Source organism: Pseudomonas sp. P97.38 (genome assembly GCF_001269745.1).
Taxonomy (GTDB): domain Bacteria; phylum Pseudomonadota; class Gammaproteobacteria; order Pseudomonadales; family Pseudomonadaceae; genus Aquipseudomonas; species Aquipseudomonas chlororaphis_E.
In genome coordinates this window covers 78,740-95,367 of sequence record NZ_LHVJ01000010.1, presented here as the reverse complement: position 1 = coordinate 95,367, position 16,628 = coordinate 78,740, and the positions used below count along the sequence as shown (strand labels likewise).

The 16,628-nt window shown below is 65.7% G+C and carries 17 protein-coding genes; 11 read left to right on the top strand and 6 right to left on the bottom strand.

Annotation, left to right across the window (positions count from 1 at the left end; translation table 11 throughout):
* The first annotated feature begins 54 nt into the window (after positions 1–54).
* Positions 55–1,893 carry a nitric oxide reductase activation protein NorD gene (locus AD664_RS05045; RefSeq protein WP_053144843.1) on the top strand — a complete coding sequence of 613 codons (1,839 nt, stop codon included), beginning with the start codon at positions 55–57 and terminating at the stop codon, positions 1,891–1,893.
* A gap of 3 nt (positions 1,894–1,896) precedes the next feature.
* Here the strand turns inward: AD664_RS05045 and AD664_RS05040 are convergent, their stop codons facing one another.
* Complete coding sequence (locus tag AD664_RS05040; RefSeq protein WP_042729964.1) at positions 1,897–2,097, bottom strand: hypothetical protein; 201 nt, start codon at positions 2,095–2,097, stop codon at positions 1,897–1,899.
* On the bottom strand, positions 2,094–2,777 hold the full coding sequence (locus tag AD664_RS05035) for a Crp/Fnr family transcriptional regulator (protein WP_042729963.1): 684 nt from the start codon (positions 2,775–2,777) through the stop codon (positions 2,094–2,096). Before AD664_RS05035 ends, AD664_RS05040 begins: the two co-directional genes overlap by 4 nt.
* A 567-nt stretch (positions 2,778–3,344) precedes the next feature.
* On the opposite strand from AD664_RS05035, the gene AD664_RS05030 reads away from it, so the two are divergent.
* The gene (locus AD664_RS05030) at positions 3,345–4,535 is read left to right on the top strand and encodes an NnrS family protein (RefSeq protein ID WP_053144841.1); all 1,191 of its coding nucleotides are present in this window, start codon (positions 3,345–3,347) and stop codon (positions 4,533–4,535) included.
* Positions 4,536–4,557: 22 nt separating this feature from the next.
* Positions 4,558–4,998, top strand: a complete 441-nt coding sequence (locus tag AD664_RS05025) for a hypothetical protein (protein ID WP_053144839.1) — start codon at positions 4,558–4,560, stop codon at positions 4,996–4,998.
* A 136-nt stretch (positions 4,999–5,134) separates the two neighbouring features.
* Here AD664_RS05025 and ytfE read toward each other — a convergent pair whose 3' ends face one another.
* Positions 5,135–5,809 (bottom strand): iron-sulfur cluster repair protein YtfE, encoded by a 675-nt coding sequence (gene ytfE / locus AD664_RS05020; protein WP_042729959.1) that lies wholly within the window; start codon positions 5,807–5,809, stop codon positions 5,135–5,137.
* A 160-nt stretch (positions 5,810–5,969) separates the two neighbouring features.
* Between ytfE and norR the strand changes: the two genes are divergently transcribed.
* The 8 genes from norR to AD664_RS04980 all read left to right on the top strand — a co-directional run bounded on the left by norR (position 5,970) and on the right by AD664_RS04980 (position 13,042).
* Positions 5,970–7,502 (top strand): nitric oxide reductase transcriptional regulator NorR, encoded by a 1,533-nt coding sequence (gene norR, locus AD664_RS05015; RefSeq protein ID WP_053144837.1) that lies wholly within the window; start codon positions 5,970–5,972, stop codon positions 7,500–7,502.
* Between the two features lie 175 nt (positions 7,503–7,677).
* Complete coding sequence (gene pdxH, locus AD664_RS05010; RefSeq protein WP_053144835.1) at positions 7,678–8,325, top strand: pyridoxamine 5'-phosphate oxidase; 648 nt, start codon at positions 7,678–7,680, stop codon at positions 8,323–8,325.
* Positions 8,326–8,414: 89 nt separating this feature from the next.
* Positions 8,415–8,969: a molybdenum cofactor biosynthesis protein B gene (gene moaB / locus AD664_RS05005; protein WP_042729956.1), complete on the top strand. Its 555-nt coding sequence runs from the start codon at positions 8,415–8,417 to the stop codon at positions 8,967–8,969.
* 32 nt (positions 8,970–9,001) lie between these two features.
* Positions 9,002–10,225 carry a gephyrin-like molybdotransferase Glp gene (gene glp, locus AD664_RS05000; protein WP_053145046.1) on the top strand — a complete coding sequence of 408 codons (1,224 nt, stop codon included), beginning with the start codon at positions 9,002–9,004 and terminating at the stop codon, positions 10,223–10,225.
* 81 nt (positions 10,226–10,306) lie between these two features.
* The gene (locus tag AD664_RS04995; RefSeq protein ID WP_042729955.1) at positions 10,307–11,302 is read left to right on the top strand and encodes a peptidase U32 family protein; all 996 of its coding nucleotides are present in this window, start codon (positions 10,307–10,309) and stop codon (positions 11,300–11,302) included.
* A gap of 11 nt (positions 11,303–11,313) precedes the next feature.
* A complete protein-coding gene (locus tag AD664_RS04990; protein ID WP_053144833.1) occupies positions 11,314–12,204 on the top strand; it encodes a U32 family peptidase in 891 nt (296 codons plus the stop codon).
* Positions 12,198–12,668 carry an SCP2 domain-containing protein gene (locus tag AD664_RS04985; RefSeq protein ID WP_042729953.1) on the top strand — a complete coding sequence of 157 codons (471 nt, stop codon included), beginning with the start codon at positions 12,198–12,200 and terminating at the stop codon, positions 12,666–12,668. Before AD664_RS04990 ends, AD664_RS04985 begins: the two co-directional genes overlap by 7 nt.
* Entirely contained in the window at positions 12,668–13,042 is a 375-nt protein-coding gene (locus tag AD664_RS04980) for a putative zinc-binding protein (protein ID WP_053144831.1), read from the top strand. Before AD664_RS04985 ends, AD664_RS04980 begins: the two co-directional genes overlap by 1 nt.
* Positions 13,043–13,203: 161 nt before the next feature.
* On the opposite strand, the gene AD664_RS04975 is transcribed toward AD664_RS04980, so the two are convergent.
* From AD664_RS04975 to AD664_RS04965, 3 genes are all read right to left on the bottom strand, one after another.
* Positions 13,204–13,881 carry a Crp/Fnr family transcriptional regulator gene (locus AD664_RS04975; protein ID WP_042729951.1) on the bottom strand — a complete coding sequence of 226 codons (678 nt, stop codon included), beginning with the start codon at positions 13,879–13,881 and terminating at the stop codon, positions 13,204–13,206.
* A gap of 223 nt (positions 13,882–14,104) precedes the next feature.
* Complete coding sequence (gene narL / locus AD664_RS04970; RefSeq protein WP_042729950.1) at positions 14,105–14,752, bottom strand: two-component system response regulator NarL; 648 nt, start codon at positions 14,750–14,752, stop codon at positions 14,105–14,107.
* On the bottom strand, positions 14,749–16,548 hold the full coding sequence (locus AD664_RS04965; RefSeq protein ID WP_053144828.1) for a HAMP domain-containing protein: 1,800 nt from the start codon (positions 16,546–16,548) through the stop codon (positions 14,749–14,751). The genes narL and AD664_RS04965 overlap by 4 nt, the downstream gene beginning before the upstream one ends.
* Between the last annotated feature and the right edge of the window lie 80 nt (positions 16,549–16,628).

The following is a 16,628-nucleotide window of genomic DNA, read 5'->3' as shown; positions in this document are numbered from 1 at the left end:
GTGAGGGAATAACCCCCCTCGCCACAATGGATTCGGCTTGAAAGGAGGACAACCATGGCCTTTACCCTTGAGCTGGAAGAATGGGTCGGCAGTGTCTGGCACCGGTTCATCACCCGCCGCGCCAGTGTCGATTTTCCCGAGGCACAGGTGGCGCTGATGCCCCGGCAACGCGCGCTGCATGTGATGCTTCGCGCCACGGGCGGGGCTCGTCACCTGGGGGTGCAAGCCGTCAGCGAACGTGACTTGCTGCTGCGGCGCAGCCTGCTGCAACAGATTGCCGGTACCTGCAAGCAGGTGCCTTTGGCCTGGTGCGATGGCGACAATCTACGTCTGCCGGCGAGCCTGGCGACCTTTCCCGACGCTGCACTGAATGAAGAGCTGTACCGCTGGCTTGCGCTGCTGGCGGCGCAGGCGGGAGAGATGCGGCATTGGGGGCGGGACAACCAGCGCTGGACCCAGGCCGTGCTGCAGCGCTACCCGGCCATGGCCGTGCGGTACCGGCGGCTGGTGGACGCGCACCTGTCCCTGCGGCCCGATCCTGCCACGCTCAACAGCGCCGAGGCCGCCCTGGAGCGCGCGGTCTGCCAGGCGTTGCGCGACCCCGGCAGTGTCGAGCATTTTCCGCGCAGTGAACGGGCGGTCTGGCCGTTGCCGCTGTGGCTGTACCCACCCCAGTCGCTGGCCGATCCCCAGGCGGCCAATCTCGAAGAGTCCGAGCAGTACCTGGCGACGCCACCCGGGGAGCAGCAGGGCGGCCGCAAGCGTGCCGAACGAATCGACGACAGCAGCCGCGACGGCGGGCTGTTGATCGTTCGCCTGGAAAACCTGTTCAGCTGGACCGAACACGTGGACCTGGATCGCTGGGCGGATGACCGCGAAGACCCGGACGCTGCCCGCGTGGCCGAAGACCTGGACCACCTGACCTTGTCGCGCACCCGGTTGCGCAAGGGCGGTGGCCTGAAACTGCACCTTGACCTGCCGCCCGCCGACGTGGATGACCTTCCCCTCGGTGAAGGCATCCTGTTGCCGGAATGGGATTACCGCAAACAGCACCTGCAAACCGATTTCGTCAGCGTGCAGACCTTTGTGCCCCGCGACTGCGAGGCCCAGCCGTTGCCGGCACGCCTGCGGCCTTCAGCCCAGCGACTGCGGCGCCAGTTCGAACACCTGCGCAACGATCGGCAATGGCTGCGCCAGCAGACCCAGGGTTCGGAGCTGGACCTGCAGGCCTGGCTGGATTTTCATGTCGAGCGCCAGCACGGCCAGTGCAGCGAGCGCGGCCTGTTCCTGGAACAGCGCCAGACCCGCCGCGACCTGGCCTGCCTGCTGCTGGCCGACCTGTCGATGTCCACCGACGCCCACCTCAACGACGAGCACCGGGTGATCGAGGTGATTCGCGACAGCCTGTTGCTGTTCGGTGAAACCCTCGCGGTGCTGGGGGACGACTTTGCCTTGTACGGGTTTTCCTCGCTGCGCCGCCAGCAAGTGCGCCTGCATGAGCTCAAGGCGTTCGGCCAGCGCTACGACGACCACACCCGTGGCCGGATCCTGGGGCTCAAACCCGGTTACTACACGCGCATGGGCGCGGCGATCCGCCAGGCCACCCAACGGCTGGCGGGCTGCAAGCGGCGGCGCAGATTGTTGTTGCTGCTCAGCGACGGCAAGCCTAATGACCTGGACCTCTACGAGGGACGCTACGGCGTGGAAGATACCCGCCAGGCCGTGCTGGAGGCACGGCGCCAGGGGCTGACGCCGTTCTGCATCACCATCGACCGTGAAGCGGGGGATTACCTGCCGTACATGTTCGGCGCCAACGGCTACACCCTGATTCGCCAGCCCGAGCAGTTGCCCCTGCGCCTGCCGCAGTTGTACCGGCAATTGACGCAGGATTGAGGGTCAGACGATGTCGCGGGGCAGCCAGAAAAACATGACGGTGCAAAACACCGTCAAGCCGACGCAAAACCAGGTGAAGCGCCGCAGCCGGCGTTCGCCGGCCAACGCGGCCTCGGCCGGCAGGGGCATGCCGCACTGGCGACATTCGGTTTCTGGCGCGGGGTTGGCCTGCTGGCAATACAGGCAGGTGATGTGCGGGCTCATTCGAACTGCTCCAGGCGCAGGCGATCAAGAATGGCGATCTGGCGGCCGTCCTGGGTAATGATCTTTTCATCGATCAGGCGCCGGATGATCCGCGAGAAGGTTTCCGGCTGGATCGACAGGTGCCCGGCAATCAATTGCTTGGCCATCGGCAGTTCGAACTGGCTGTCGACGGTTTGCAGGCGCACCAGTTGCGTCAGCAGGTAGCGCACCACGCGGTGGGTGGCGTTTTTCAGCGACAGCGTTTCAATCTCGTTGACCCGCTGGTGCAGGCGTACGCAGAGCTTGGCCAGCAGGGCGAACGTCAATCGGCCATTGCTCTGCAACAGCCGCATGTAAGTGGCGTTGGACAGGCGATACAGCTGGGTCGGCCCGACAGCCTCGGCCGATGCGACGTAGTTGGGGGTGTCCATCAGCATCATGGCTTCGGCGAAGGTCTGCCGCTCACCGATCACCTCGAAGACTTTTTCCTGGCCGTCCGGGGTCAGCCGATAGATTTTCACCGCCCCGGAAATCACGAAGTAGAACGCCTGGGCCGGTTCGCCCTGGCGGAACAGCGGGTCGCCCTTGTCGATGTTCAGCAGTTGGCTGGAGCTCATCAGTTCGTCGAGCTGCTCTTCGTTCAGGGGCTCGAACAGGTGGTGGCTGCGCAGAATCTGGTGATGGACACGGTGGAGCACCATGGCGTGGATCCTTGTAATGAGAAAGAAATGCTCGGGTTTCAGACCAGGCTCAGGGACAGGCCACTGGCAAGCGCCAGGACGCAGGAAAGCAGGACGAACCAGGTGAGCGACAGGGCGACAGGTTTCATGGGCGGTTTCCGGCAAGAGGTCTATGCCGTCCCTGAGCAAGAGCCGGGCCATGCTTGCAAGCCTTGTCCTTGGGCGGTTGACGGCAAGCAGGGTAAAAATGACCCTTTCAGAAAAGGGTGAAAATCACCGTCATCAGGTAAAAATTACCCTAATCTCCTGTGAAAGCGGGGTTGCTCGCGAAGGCGGTGTGCCAGGCAAGCCGGTGCACTCGCACGACCGCCTTCGCGAGCAGGCTCGCTCCACAGCGGTGGGCGGGGTTTTCTCAAGGTGAATGGGCGCTTCCGGCAAGGCCCTTGCAAGTGCCGTTGCGAGACCGGCGATCGCCAGTGAGCGGGCTTGATCTGAGACAAGTCCCGCGGGCGGCGATCACCGATCATTCGAACCCTGTTTGTCGACCCTTGCCAGCGGGCAGTCCGTGGGTGAGGTAAGGAGTGAGGTATGCAAGTGCTCGACCGTCGCAAGGCCATGGCCATCCTGCCGGTATGGCGCCTGGCGTTCCGGCCGTTTTTCCTGGCCGGGTGTGTGCTGGCGCTGCTGGCGGTGCCCTTGTGGCTGGCCGCCTTCAGTGGGCGCCTGGCGGGCTGGCAGCCGGCTGGCGGCTGGTTGGCCTGGCACCGTCATGAGCTGCTGTTCGGTTTCGGCCTGGCGATCATTGCCGGCTTCCTGCTGACGGCGGTCCAGACCTGGACGGGCACCCCGGGGCTCAGTGGCAAGCGCTTGGCGGCGCTGGCGCTGGTCTGGCTGGGGGCGCGACTGGCCTGGCTGGCCGATGCCCCCTGGCCGGTGCTGGCGCTGCTGGAACTGGGTTTCGCCCTGGCCGTGGCGGCCTGGATGGGCGTCACCTTGTGGCGCGTGCGGCAAAAGCGTAACTACCCGATCGTGCTGGTGTTGCTGCTGTTGGCCGCTGCCGATGGGCTGTCCGTGTACGGCCTGGTCCGGCACGACGAGGGGTTGCAACGCCAAAGCGTGCTCACCGGCCTGTGGCTGGTGGCGGCCATGATGGGCCTGATCGGCGGGCGGGTGATTCCATTTTTCACCCAACGTGGCCTCGGCCGGGTCGAAGGCGTCGCCCCCTGGCCGTGGCTCGATCGCCTGTTGCTGGGCGGATCGGCCCTGGTGGCGTTGCTGTACGCCTTCGGACCGGCGTTGTCGGCCAACGGCGCGGTCGGCCTGTTATTCGGTGCGTTAGCGCTGGGCCATGGGATCCGGCTGGTGCGCTGGCATGATCGTGATCTGTGGCGTGTGCCGTTGCTGTGGTCGTTGCACCTGGCCTACGCCTGGTTGGCGCTGGCCTGCCTGGGCATGGCGCTGTGGCACTTCGGCGCGCCGGTGACGCCGAGCCTGGCCGTGCACAGCCTGACCATCGGTGCCATGGCCGGGTTGATCCTGGCGATGATTGCCCGGGTCAGCCTGGGCCACACCGGGCGTGCCCTTGAACCGCCCAAAGGGATGACGCTGGCATTCGTGCTGCTGAACCTGGCGTGCCTGAGTCGCGTGTTGCTGGTGCTGGTCTTGCCCTTCGCCGCGCTGTGGGTGGCCGGGTTGTGCTGGGCCCTGGCGTTCGGGCTCTACGCTTGGCGCTACGGTCCGATGTTGTTGCAGGCCCGGGTGGATGGACACCCGGGATGAGTCCCTTGGGCGGAGTGAATCGATGATGTATGGGGTCTTGCTGGTCACGCACCTGTTGGCGGCCATCGCGTTCATAGGCACTGTGTTTTTCGAAGTCTGCATCTGGCACGCCGCGCGCCGGCCGTTGGCCGAGACGGCCAAGGCCGCCGCCGACCAGGCGATCGCCCAGCGTTCACGGCACGTGCTGCACGGTGTGGTGCTGCTGCTCTACGGCGCCGGCATTGGCCTGGCCTGGCAGCATCGCGGGGCGTTGAGTCATCCGCTGGACAGCAGCTTCGGCCTGCTGCTGAGCCTGAAGATCCTGCTGGCAACGAGCATCATCGGGCATTACCTGTTGCTGGCGTTCTGGCTTACGCGGGGCCGATTGAGCCCGGCCCGTGCCTGCTGGCTGCGGCGCAGCATCCTGGGGCACATGCTGCTGATCGTGCTGTTGGCCAAGGGGATGTTCTATTGGCAGTTTTGAGTAGGAAAGGGCAGCACTGAACCCCTGTGGGAGCGGGCTTGCTCGCGAAGGCGGTGAATCAGCCAGTATTGATGTCGGCTGACACGCCGCCTTCGCGAGCAAGCTCGCTCCCACAAGGGGTATGTGTTGTTTGAGGTTAGTGAGCAGGCTTCATCGCGTTGACGAACAGCACGTTGTTCTCCAGGTGGATGTGTTGCATCAGGTCGTCGCGAAACTCCACCAGCCCGCGGTACAGGGCGCGCCAGGTGTTGCAGGCATCGGAGGGCGGGGTGATCTGGTCGGTCAGGGTGAGCATGGTTTCCAAAGCTTCACCGTGCTGGTCGTGTTCGTAGCGCAGTACCTGGATCGGTGCCGAGGCGCGTTCGCCCAGGCCGTGTTGCAGCATCGGGAACAGCACCTGTTCTTCCTTGAGCATGTGGCCTTCGAGTTCCTGGTACATGTCCTCCAGGTGGTCGGCCAGGCCATTGGGGCAACTGGCGCGGTTGCCGTGCACCAGTTCCACGCGACGGGCCAGGCGGATCAGTTCCGGCAGTTGTTCGCGATGGCGGGCGTGGTAGCGTTCCAGGATGTGGGTGATCAGCAGCGCCTGGGGTTCGTCGCGCCAGTCATGGCCCAGTTCGCCGGCAGCTTGCAGCGTCTTGAGGGCGTCGGCGATCAGCAGCGGGTTCAGGCCCTTGCCCAGCGCCGCCTCGCGCAAGGATTTTTGCCCGCCGCAACAGAAGTCGAGGTTGTAGTGATGAAAGGTACGCGTGGCACCGGGAATGTCGCAGGCCAGTTGGCCCAGGCTTTGTTCCAGCAGGTCGAGGCTCATCATGTTTCCTTGGGTTGAATCCCGGAGCGGGACAGATAAGCAGACTTAGCAGGCCGCATGCCAAGTGCAACGCATTGAAAATCAACCATAATTTTTTGGCCAGGGTCAATCTGACCCTGGCGGTACGGGGTCAATCGGACCCTGGAGGGTAATCACTACCATGCTGCGTGAAAGCCTGGCCGCCGACCTGATCGTCGAGCTGCCCAATGCCGTGCGGTTGCAGCGTCTGGTGCAGACCCTGCGCGAATACTTCAATTGCGGCGCCGTGGGCCTGCTGCGCCTGGACGATGACAGCCTGCGGCCCGTGGCGACCGTGGGCCTGGTCCATGAAGCGCTGGGCCGGCGCTTCGTGATTGCCCAGCACCCACGCCTGGCGGCGATCATGGCCTCGCGCGAACCGACCTGGTTCGAGCCGGACAGCCGCCTGCCGGACCCCTATGACGGCCTGCTCGACCCCCACGTCGGTGAACCGCTGCCGGTGCATGACTGCATGGGCGTGAGCCTGTACGTGGAAGGCCGGTTGTGGGGCGCGATCACCCTCGATGCGCTGCACGCCGGGACCTTCGACAGCCGCGCCCATGAAGAGCTCAAGCGCTGCACGTTGCAGATCGAGGCGGCAGTGCGGGTCACCCGCCTGGAGCAGGAGAATCGCAGCCTGCGGGCATCGCGCAGTGACCCGGCGGACCTGCGGCTGCCGGCGGAAGAGGGCGAGATCCTCGGACGCAGCGAAGGCTTGCAGCAGTTGCTCAACGAGCTGGATGTCCTGGCCGACTCGGAACTGCCGGTGCTGTTGCTGGGGGAAACCGGCGTGGGCAAGGAGTTGTTCGCCCGGCGTCTGCATCGCCTGTCTCGGCGCGGCCATAAGCCGCTGGTCCAGGTCAACTGCGCGGCGCTGCCGGAGTCTCTGGCCGAAAGCGAATTGTTCGGGCACGTCAAAGGCGCGTTTTCCGGGGCGACGACCGACCGGGCCGGGCGTTTCGATGCGGCCAATGGCGGCACGCTGTTTCTCGATGAAGTGGGCGAATTGCCGTTGAGCGTGCAGGCCAAGCTGCTGCGCACCTTGCAGAACGGCGAGATCCAGCGACTGGGGGCGGACAAGCCGCTGCACGTCGATGTGCGAATCATCGCCGCCACCAATCGGCACCTGCCCGACAGCATTCGCGACGGGCTGTTTCGTGCCGACCTGTATCACCGGCTCTCGGTCTACCCGGTGCCGATCCCACCCCTGCGCGAGCGTGGGCATGATGTGTTGATGCTGGCCGGGCATTTCCTCGAACTGAACCGCACCCGCCTGGGCTTGCGCGGGTTGCGCTTGTCACCGGCCGCCGAGCAGGCCTTGCTGGCCTACAGCTGGCCGGGCAACGTGCGGGAACTGGAGCACGTGATCAGCCGCGCCGCGTTGAAGCAACTGAGCCATGGCGCCAGTCGAAGCCTGATCATGACCCTGGAGCCGCAGGTGCTCGACCTCGACGTCAACGCCAGTGCCGGCGGCGCGCAGGCCTTGCTCGAACAGCCCCATGAATCCGCCGATGCGCCGCTTCCACCGCTGGGCGAGGCCGTCGATGCCTGCCAGCGCCAGGCGATTCTCAAGGCCCTGGACCGTTGTGGCCAGAACTGGGCAGGCGCAGCGCGGCTGCTGGAGGTCGACCCGAGCAACCTGCATAAACTGGCGCGGCGGCTGGGGCTCAAGTAGGGCTTGGCGAGCAGGCTCGCTTCCACAGGGGGGGCGTGAACGCCGGTCCAATGTGGGAGCGCGCTTGCTCGCGAAGTGGCCATCCTGAGCAGCACAAGAACCGGCATTGACAATAATCAAGGCCCGCCCATGCAGGGGACCCCACACTGGCCCAAACCACAGTGGAGATCCCCCCATGCCCCTTTCCCTGGCAAACATGCGCCGCCAGTACACTCGCGATGGCCTCGACGAGGCCCGGGCCCCGGACGATCCGCTGGTGCTGTTCGGTCTGTGGATGCAACAGGCCCGCGACACTGAACGTGCGCCGGTGGAGGCCAACAGCATGGTCCTGGCGACCGTGGATGCACAGGGTCGGCCCCATTGCCGGGTGCTGTTGCTCAAGGGCTTCGACGAAACGGGCTTCACCTTCTTCGGCCACTACGACAGCGCCAAGGGCCGCGACCTGGCGGTCAATCCCTGGGCCGCCATGACGTTCTTCTGGCCGGGCCTGGAACGCCAGGTGCGTATCGAAGGGCCTGTCCAGCGGCTCGATCCGGCGGTGTCGGATGCCTATTTCCAGTCTCGGCCGTTGGCCAGCCGGCTTGGCGCGTGGGCGTCGCCGCAGAGCCAGGCGCTGGCCAATCGCGCCGACCTCGACGCCCGGCTGGCGGACACCCAACGGCGTTTCGCCGAACAACCGGTGCCGCGTCCCGAACAGTGGGGCGGCTACTGCTTGCGCCCCGAGCGGCTGGAGTTCTGGCAGGGGCGCGCCGATCGCCTGCATGATCGCCTCGACTATCGCTGCCAAGAGGACGGGTGGCAGCGCAGCCGCCTGGCCCCTTGACCGCCGAGGGAGGTACCTCCAAGGAGGAATAGGCCCGGTCACGATTGCGGTTCAGGCTGGGCCATCTTTTTCTGACAGGACGGCTCGCCATGGCCCATCTGACGCAACGCCAATTTCAACCGTTGAACATCGCGGTACTCACCATCAGCGATACCCGCAGTTTCGAGACCGACACCTCTGGCCAGACCCTGGCTGATCTGCTGCAAACCGCCGGGCATGTGCTCATCGACCGCGGGTTGGTGAAGGATGATATCTACCAGATCCGCGCCAAGGTCTCGCAGTGGATCGCCGACCCCAGCGTGCAAGTGGTGCTGATGACCGGCGGCACTGGCTTCACCGCGCGCGACAACACGCCTCAAGCCGTTGCGCCATTGCTGGACAAGCACGTCGACGGCTTCGGTGAGTTGTTCCGCCAGGTCTCGCTGGCCGAGATCGGCATGTCCAGCCTGCAATCGCGCGCGCTGGCGGGCATGAGCAACGGCGTGCTGGTGTGCTGCCTGCCGGGTTCGCCAGGCGCCTGCCGTACCGGTTGGGAGCAGATCCTGGCCGGGCAACTGGACAGCCGCACCGGGCCGTGCAATTTCACTGTGCACCTCAAGCCGCAGGACGGCGTCGCCCCGGTGGCGTGCGAGACGCGCTCGTGAGCGCCCTGGTGCACGCGCCCCTCTGCGGCTCGGTGTGTGACAGTGGAGCGCTGGTGCCGGTAGATGAGGCGATTCGGCACCTGCTCGACCAGGCGCCGCCGCCACCGCCCGTGCAGCGGATCGCCCTGGACCTGGCCCTGGCCCGCGTGCTGGCCAGCGACGTGCTCTGCCCGATGAACCTGCCAGCCTGGGACAACAGCGCCATGGACGGTTACGCCGTGCGCGCCGCCGATGTGCCGGCCGCTGGCGGCGCCCTGGCGTTGAGTGGGCGCATTGCCGCCGGTGATGGGCCGGGCGAGCCGCTGCAAACGGGTCAGCTCGTGCGGATCTTCACCGGGGCGCCGCTGCCGCCCGGCGCCGACACCGTGGTGCCGCAGGAAAGCTGTCGGGTCGAAGGCGAGCGGGTCTGGCTGCCGGCGGTCAATCGTGGCGATCACGTACGCAAGGAAGGCGAGGAACGTCGGCAGGGGGACTGCTTGCTCAAGGCCGGTACGCGCCTGCGGGCCCAGGAGTTGGGCCTGCTGGCCGGTGCCGGGGTCGCCAAGGTCGAGGTGTTTCGCCCGCTGCAGGTGGGTTTGCTCAGCAGCGGCGATGAACTGCGCGAGCCGGGCGAGACGCTGGTGCCGGGGCAGATCTACAACAGCAATCGCCACACGCTGGCCGCGTTGTTGCGTGGCTGGGGGTTCGAGGTGCATGACTTCGGTGTTATGCCCGATCAACTCCAGGCCAGCCGGCAGGCGTTGCGCCTGGCCGCCGCCGAGTGCGACGTGTTGTTGACCTCCGGTGGTGTCTCGGTGGGCGAGGAAGACCACCTCAAGCAGGCCATCGCGGCCCTGGGCAATATCGACCTCTGGCGCCTGGCAATCCAGCCGGGCAAGCCGCTGGCCTTCGGCGATGTGGAGGGCAAGCCCTGGATCGGCCTGCCGGGCAATCCGTCGGCGGCGTTGATCACCGCGTTGATTGTCGTGCGCCCGTTCCTGTTCCGCGCTCAGGGCGTCGGCGATGTGCAGCCGGTGCCGTTGCGGGTGCCGGCGGGGTTCGACTGGCTCAAGCGCAATCGGCGCCGGCAATACCTGCGTGCCCGCTTGATGACGGATGCCACAGGCCACCCGTGCGTGGAACTGCACCCCCAGCAAAGCTCGGCGATGCTGACGGCCGCCTGCTGGGCCGACGGCCTGGCGGTGGTGGAGTGCGAAGCCCAGGTCCACAAACATGAACCGGTGATGTACCTGCCGTTCGCCGGATTGATGCATTGACGGCAATTGATTGCCGTCAAGGTGGCCGGCCTCGGGCTGGCTAGACTGGCGGCCATCTTGGTTCGCTCACGAGGATGCCCCATGCAACTGGTTTGCCCGGCAGGGAATCTGCCTGCGCTCAAAGCGGCGGTGCGCCAAGGCGCCGATGCCGTCTACGTCGGTTTTCGCGATGACACCAACGCTCGGCATTTCGCCGGGCTGAACATGGACGACAAGCAGTTCGACGCCGCTGTCGCCCACATCCGCCAGCATCAGCGCAAGCTCTATGTGGCGGTCAACACCTACCCGCAACCCAAGGGTTGGGAACGTTGGCAGCGCGCCGTGGACCGTGCCGCCGACTTCGGCGTGGACGCGCTGATCGCCGCCGATCCGGGCGTGCTCGGCTACGCTCGCCAGCGTCATCCACACCTGGCGCTGCACCTGTCCGTACAGGGTTCGGCGACCCATGCCGCGGCGTTGGCGTTCTACGCCGAGCGCTATGACATCCGCCGCGCCGTGCTGCCGCGGGTGCTCTCCCTGGCCCAGGTGCGCCAAGTGGCGGCCGCCAGCCCGGTGCCGATCGAAGTCTTCGGTTTCGGCAGCTTGTGCATCATGGCCGAAGGTCGCTGCCACCTGTCTTCCTACATCACCGGCGAGTCGCCGAACCTGTGTGGCGTCTGCTCGCCCGCCAAGGCGGTGCGTTGGAGCGAAGACGCCCAAGGCCTCAGCGCACGCCTGAGCGAGGTGCTGATCGACCGCTACACCCCCGAGGAGCCGGCCGGCTACCCGACCCTGTGCAAGGGTCGTTTCCTGGTGGGCGGCAAGCGTTTCCATGCGCTGGAGGAACCCACCAGTCTCGACACCCTGGACCTGCTGCCGGAACTCACCGCCATCGGCGTCGAGGCGGTGAAGATCGAAGGGCGCCAGCGCAGCCCGGCCTACGTCGAGCAGGTGACCCGGGTCTGGCGCGCCGCGCTGGATGCCCACCGCGCCGCGCCGCAACGGTTCCGGGTCCAAGAAGAATGGCGCCAGGTCCTGGCCGGGCTGTCCGAAGGCAGCCAGACCACCCTGGGCGCCTACCATCGATCATGGCAATGAGGAAGGAACCCATGAAACTCAGTCTCGGACCGGTCCTGTTTTACTGGGACAAAACCCAACTGGGGAATTTCTATGCCCAGATGTCGGCATTGCCGCTGGACGTGATCTACCTGGGGGAAACCGTGTGCTCGAAGCGCCGGGCATTCTCCCTGGATCAATGGCTCGGCCTGGGCCGCGAGCTGCAAGCGTGCAGCCAGGCGCAGATCGTGTTGTCGAGCCTGACACTGATCGAGGCCGCCTCGGAACTGTCCTCGTTGCGGCGGCTGTGCGACAACGGCCAATTGCTGGTGGAGGCCAACGACATGGGCGCGGTGCAGTTCCTGGCCGAGCGCAAACTGCCCTTCGTGGGCGGGCCGGCACTGAACCTGTACAACGGCCATTCGCTGGCCCAGTTGCTCGACAGCGGCATGGTCCGCTGGGTGCCGCCGGTGGAGTGTTCGGCGGCGCTGATCAGCGACGTGCTGGAGCAAGTGCGGGAAATGGATTGCGCAGTGCCCGAAGTGGAGATCTTCGCCTACGGTCATCTGCCGCTGGCGTATTCGGCGCGCTGCTTCACCGCGCGGGCCGAAAACCGGCCCAAGGACGACTGTCAGTTCTGTTGTATCAACTACCCCGACGGCCTGGCGTTGAGCAGCCAGGAGGGCCAGCCGTTGTTCACCCTCAACGGCATCCAGACGATGTCGGGCGAGGTCAGCAATCTGCTGGCCGACTACAACGCCCTGGTGGCCTGCGGGGCCCAGGTGTTGCGCTTGAGCCCGCGGGCCCAGGGCATGGACGAGGTGGTCAATGCGTTCGATCGGGTTCGCCGCGGCGAGACGCCTCCGGTGTTCGTGGAGGGCTGCAACGGCTATTGGCACGGCCATGCCGGCATGCTGAAAGTAGAGGAGGCGGGCCTGTGCTGAGTCCAAAGCGATGGTTGCTCAAGGGCGCCGACCGGGTGCTGCCCCTGGTGGGCAAGGTGCCGTTCGTGGTCCAGCGCCTGGCCTTGCAGCAGGCACTGAACCGCTGCCTGGCCGAACCGCTGCGCGATGGCGGCTTCGACCTGTTGCGCGGTCGCTGGTTGTGCCTGCGGGTGCCGGACCTGAAGTTGTGCTGGTACCTGACCCTGGCGCGGGACGGCTTGCGCATCGCCGAGCGGGCCGAAGCCCAGGTCACCATTCGTGGCAACTGGCGCGAGTTCCTGCTGTTGGCCAGCCGCCAGGAAGACCCGGACACCTTGTTCTTCCGACGGCGACTGGTGATCGAGGGGGACACGGAACTGGGGTTGGCCCTGAAGAACCTGATCGACAGCCTTGATCCCGAGGTCTTGCCGCCGTGGTTGTGGCGCAACCTGGAACGGGCGGGCAAGGGCCTGGCGACCGTGTGATGAAGACGCCGAACGCATTGCCCCTGGTGTATTCCTGCTCCGGTTGCTCCAACGTCGCGCAACTGGCCAACAACGTCGCCCTGCGCCTGGACCGTGCCGGCCTGGCCGAGATGTCCTGCATCGTCGGGGTCGGCGGACATGTGGCGCCGCTGGTCAACAAGGCCCGCTCGGGGCGGCGGATCATTGCGCTGGATGGGTGTCCTTTGCAATGCGTCCAGGCGTGTTTACAGCAGCATGACCTGCGAGCGGATGTGCATGTGATTTTGAGTCAGTTGGGCTGGCGCAAGCGCTTCGGGGTCGATTGCACGCAAGAGGAGGGGGAGGCGTTGTTCGAGCGGTTGATAGCGATGCTGGAGGTTGATCGAAGTCCCTGAGACAAACCCCGATCCCGTGGCGAGGGAGCTTGCTCCCGCTGGGGGCGAAGCACCCCCAGGTTTGCCCCAACGGTGCGTCAGATTGATTGCGTCCGGCCTTCTTGGGGCTGCTGCGCAGCCCAGCGGGAGCAAGCTCCCTCGCCACGGTGCACTTGCCCGGACTATTGCTGGTAAGCCTCCAGCGCTTCCTCAGCCAGGATGCGGATGTTGCGCCGCTCCATGGCGATCAGGCCGCCGTCCACCAATCGATGAAGAATGCGCGAGAACGTTTCCGGCTGAATCCCCAGCTTGGAAGCCACCAGGCGCTTGGACACCTGGAGCACCACCTGGCCGTCCCGTGGGTCGCGTTCCTGCAACAGGAAGTTGATGACCCGCCGGCTGGCGCTGGCCAGGGTCAGGTTGTCGATGTCCTTGAGGCGCTGGTGCAGGTGGATGCTCATGCTCGCCAGGATCGCCAGGCAGACCTTGGGCTGGTCTTCCAGGGCCTTGCGGTAATGGGTGCCTTCGATGCTCACCAGCACGCTGTCCTTGATCGCCGACGCGCTCACCGGGTAGCAGCGGGCCTGGCTGAACAACAGGGCTTCGGCGAAGGTCTGCCCTGGCTGGATGATCTCCACCAGGTTTTCCTGGCCTTCACCCGTGACCCGGAACAGCTTGACCTGGCCGCTGACCAACAGGAAAAACCGCTTGGCCGGGTCGCCCTGGTGCATGAGCGTGCCGTTGCATTCCAGGCGCTTGAGGACGGCGAGGTTGCAGACGTCTTCGAAGACCCGCTCCGGCAATTGGCTGAACAGGTGATGACGGCGCAACAGTAGAACGATGGAAGGGTGAGTCAGCATGGCATACCTCCGGGTACGAACATGGTAGGGCGCCAGGCAACGCCGGCCTATGCCTCGGCAGGCCTACCTCGGAAGAGGGATGGAGACCGTCAGGTCAGTCCTGCACAACACCTTGTGGCGAGGGAGCTTGCTGCCGCTGACGGTGGGTCAGCTTGCATCTGTGCTGAATGTGCCGCCGTCTTCGCGGGCAAGCCCGCTCCCACAAGAGGAATGTGTTGGTCATCTAACCGGCGCCGCGCAGATGCTCCATCGCCCACACCGCGGCTTCGACCCGCGAGCGCAGGCCGAGCTTGTGCAGCAGGTTCTTCACGTGGACCTTGACCGTGCCCTCGGTGATGCCCAGCTTGTGGCCGATCACCTTGTTGCTGTAGCCGGCGGCGATGGTCTTGAGGACCTGGCGTTCGCGGTCGGTCAGTTCCACCTCGGCCTGGCGCGGGGGGGAGCGCAGGGCCTGGGCCATGACCCGGGTCAGGCCGGGGCTGATCACCAGCGCGCCGGCGAGGGCATCGCGGATGTACTGGATCAGCAGCTCGGGCTCCATGTCCTTGAGCAGGTAGCCGTTGGCGTCCAGGCGCAGGGCGTCGCGGATGTCGTCCTCGGCGTCGGAGACGGTGAACAGCAGCACCTTGCCGCTGTAGTGCATGGCCCGCAGCCGCCGCAGGGTCTCGATGCCGTTCATCTGCGGCATGTTGTTGTCCAGCAGCACCAGGTCGGGCTTGAGGGGTTCGATCAGTGTCAGCGCTTCTTCGCCGTGGCTGGCTTCGCCGACGATCTGCAGATCGTCTTCGAGCTCGAGCATCTGGCGGATCCCGCGACGCATCATCGGATGATCGTCGACCAAAAGGAGGGTATGGCGCAGGGGGGCGTTCATGTTGCGATGCCTTCGGTGGGTTGGCCCAGGAATTCCGGTTGGAAATGCACCTGGATGCAGGTGCCCTGGGGTGTACGGGAGAAAATCCGGAGTTGGCCCCGCAGGCTGCGGGCGCGTTCGTTCATGATGTTCAGGCCATGGTGCTCGCGCTGGTCCACCTCGCCACTGAACCCCCGGCCATCGTCTTCGATGGACAACCGGACGGTCTCGCCTTCCTGGCGCAGTTCGAGCCAGGCGTTTTCGGCGTGGGCATGGCGCAGGCAGTTCGACAAGGCCTCGCGGGTGATCTGCAGGATGTGGATCTGCTCGCTGGCCGACAGCTCGAAGGCCAGGGGGTCGATGCGCAGGTGCACCTGGAAGTCCCCGCGGTGGGAGAATTCCTCGGCGGTGTCCTTGAGCTCTTCCACCAGGCCGTCGTCGTGAATCTGCAGGCGGAAGGTGGTCAGCAACTCGCGCAACTGGCGATAGGCGTTGTTGAGGCCCTCGCGCAGCTCGGCGGTGACGGTTTCCAGGGTCTGCACCGGTTCGCCACGACGCAATAGGGTCTGCATGCGGCTGACTTGCAGCTTCATGTACGAGAGGGCCTGGGCGAGGGAGTCGTGCAGTTCGCGGGCGATGATGGTGCGCTCGTCCAGCAGCAGCAGGCGATGGTCCTGTTCGCGCTGGCGCTTGAGCGACAGGGTGGTGCCGATCAGGTTCGCCAGGGCCTGGATCAGGGCGCTCTCCCAAGGCTGCGCCGCGTGGCCGTCGAGGAAATGGGCCTTGAGTTCGCCCAGGTCGTTGCCCTGGTTGCTGATGCTGAAGGTCAGCGGCCGGCCGCTCTGGTGTTGTTCGCACGTGGCGCAGTCACTGCTGGCACAGACCTGGCGACCGTTGGCGCCGTGCAGGGCCAGCAACTGGCGGGCCGGTGCCTGCAATTGCCCTTGCAGGCACAGCGACAGACGCAGCCCCGGCAGCCGTTGCTGGAAGCGCCGGATCAACTCATCGAGCCCTTCGGCGTTGGCCTGACGCGTGGCGAGGCTGCGGCTGCTCTGGTACAGCAGCTCCAGGGCGGCGTTGGCCTGTTGCAGGTTGAGGGTCTTCTGTTGGACTTGGTTTTCCAGGGTCCGATGCGATTGCTCGATGGTCTCGGCCATGGTGTTGAAACTGGTGGCCAACTGGCCGAGCTCATCCTCGGACTGATGGTTGACCCGCACCTGGAACTCGCCCCGGCGAAAACGCTGGGTGGCGTCCACCAGTTCCTGCAACGGCGTGACCACGCCGTACTGCAACTCATACAGGCCGATCAACAGGATGATCATGGTGCTGAACAGCGCCACGCCCTGGATCGTCTGCTGCCAACCCTGCTTGTGTTCGCTCTGGCGTTGCAGCAGCGTGACGAACTGGTCCAGTTGTTCGACGAAGGAGCTGGCGCTGGCCTGGAAGAACGCCGCGTCGCCGCGCTCGATGGCGGGGCGCAGGGTCTGGTTCCAGCGTTGTTGCAGGTCGCGATAACTGCGATGCAGGGACGTGGCCGGTCCGTCTTCCAGTACGGCGCGCAGGGCAGGGCTGTCCAGGCGCTGTTGCAGGCTGTCGACGATGGCCGGAACGTCCTCGGTGGCACCGGCCGCCAGCTTCCAGCTCAGGTGGTAGGTCTCCATGCGCACGGAGCCGGCGGTGTTGATGGCGGCAGCATCGCCCTGGCTGAACCAGGCGATCAACCCGGCGCTCAGGGAACTGGCCAGGGCGAGGACTGCGATCAGGATCACGGCGAGCCCGGCGCGAGCGGGCAGGGAGCTGCGCAGCCAGCGCATCATGATCGCTGGCCTTGCAGGAAAAACTGAAACCCGGACATGGGAGGGCGCCTGGACCTTGGGGTATGGCAGCCGATCCTGGG

Bases quoted from the DNA above. Each gene is read 5' to 3' on its own strand.
- narL (WP_042729950.1), bottom strand. From the start codon at position 14,752: ATGAACGCCCCCCTGCGCCATACCCTCCTTTTGGTCGACGATCATCCG.
- AD664_RS04965 (WP_053144828.1), bottom strand. From the start codon at position 16,548: ATGATGCGCTGGCTGCGCAGCTCCCTGCCCGCTCGCGCCGGGCTCGCC.
- AD664_RS04990 (WP_053144833.1), top strand. From the start codon at position 11,314: ATGAAACTCAGTCTCGGACCGGTCCTGTTTTACTGGGACAAAACCCAA.
- AD664_RS05045 (WP_053144843.1), top strand. From the start codon at position 55: ATGGCCTTTACCCTTGAGCTGGAAGAATGGGTCGGCAGTGTCTGGCAC.
- ytfE (WP_042729959.1), bottom strand. From the start codon at position 5,809: ATGAGCCTCGACCTGCTGGAACAAAGCCTGGGCCAACTGGCCTGCGAC.
- pdxH (WP_053144835.1), top strand. From the start codon at position 7,678: ATGCCCCTTTCCCTGGCAAACATGCGCCGCCAGTACACTCGCGATGGC.
- AD664_RS05030 (WP_053144841.1), top strand. From the start codon at position 3,345: ATGCAAGTGCTCGACCGTCGCAAGGCCATGGCCATCCTGCCGGTATGG.
- AD664_RS05025 (WP_053144839.1), top strand. From the start codon at position 4,558: ATGATGTATGGGGTCTTGCTGGTCACGCACCTGTTGGCGGCCATCGCG.
- norR (WP_053144837.1), top strand. From the start codon at position 5,970: ATGCTGCGTGAAAGCCTGGCCGCCGACCTGATCGTCGAGCTGCCCAAT.
- AD664_RS04995 (WP_042729955.1), top strand. From the start codon at position 10,307: ATGCAACTGGTTTGCCCGGCAGGGAATCTGCCTGCGCTCAAAGCGGCG.
- AD664_RS04975 (WP_042729951.1), bottom strand. From the start codon at position 13,881: ATGCTGACTCACCCTTCCATCGTTCTACTGTTGCGCCGTCATCACCTG.
- AD664_RS05040 (WP_042729964.1), bottom strand. From the start codon at position 2,097: ATGAGCCCGCACATCACCTGCCTGTATTGCCAGCAGGCCAACCCCGCG.
- moaB (WP_042729956.1), top strand. From the start codon at position 8,415: ATGGCCCATCTGACGCAACGCCAATTTCAACCGTTGAACATCGCGGTA.
- AD664_RS05035 (WP_042729963.1), bottom strand. From the start codon at position 2,777: ATGGTGCTCCACCGTGTCCATCACCAGATTCTGCGCAGCCACCACCTG.
- AD664_RS04980 (WP_053144831.1), top strand. From the start codon at position 12,668: ATGAAGACGCCGAACGCATTGCCCCTGGTGTATTCCTGCTCCGGTTGC.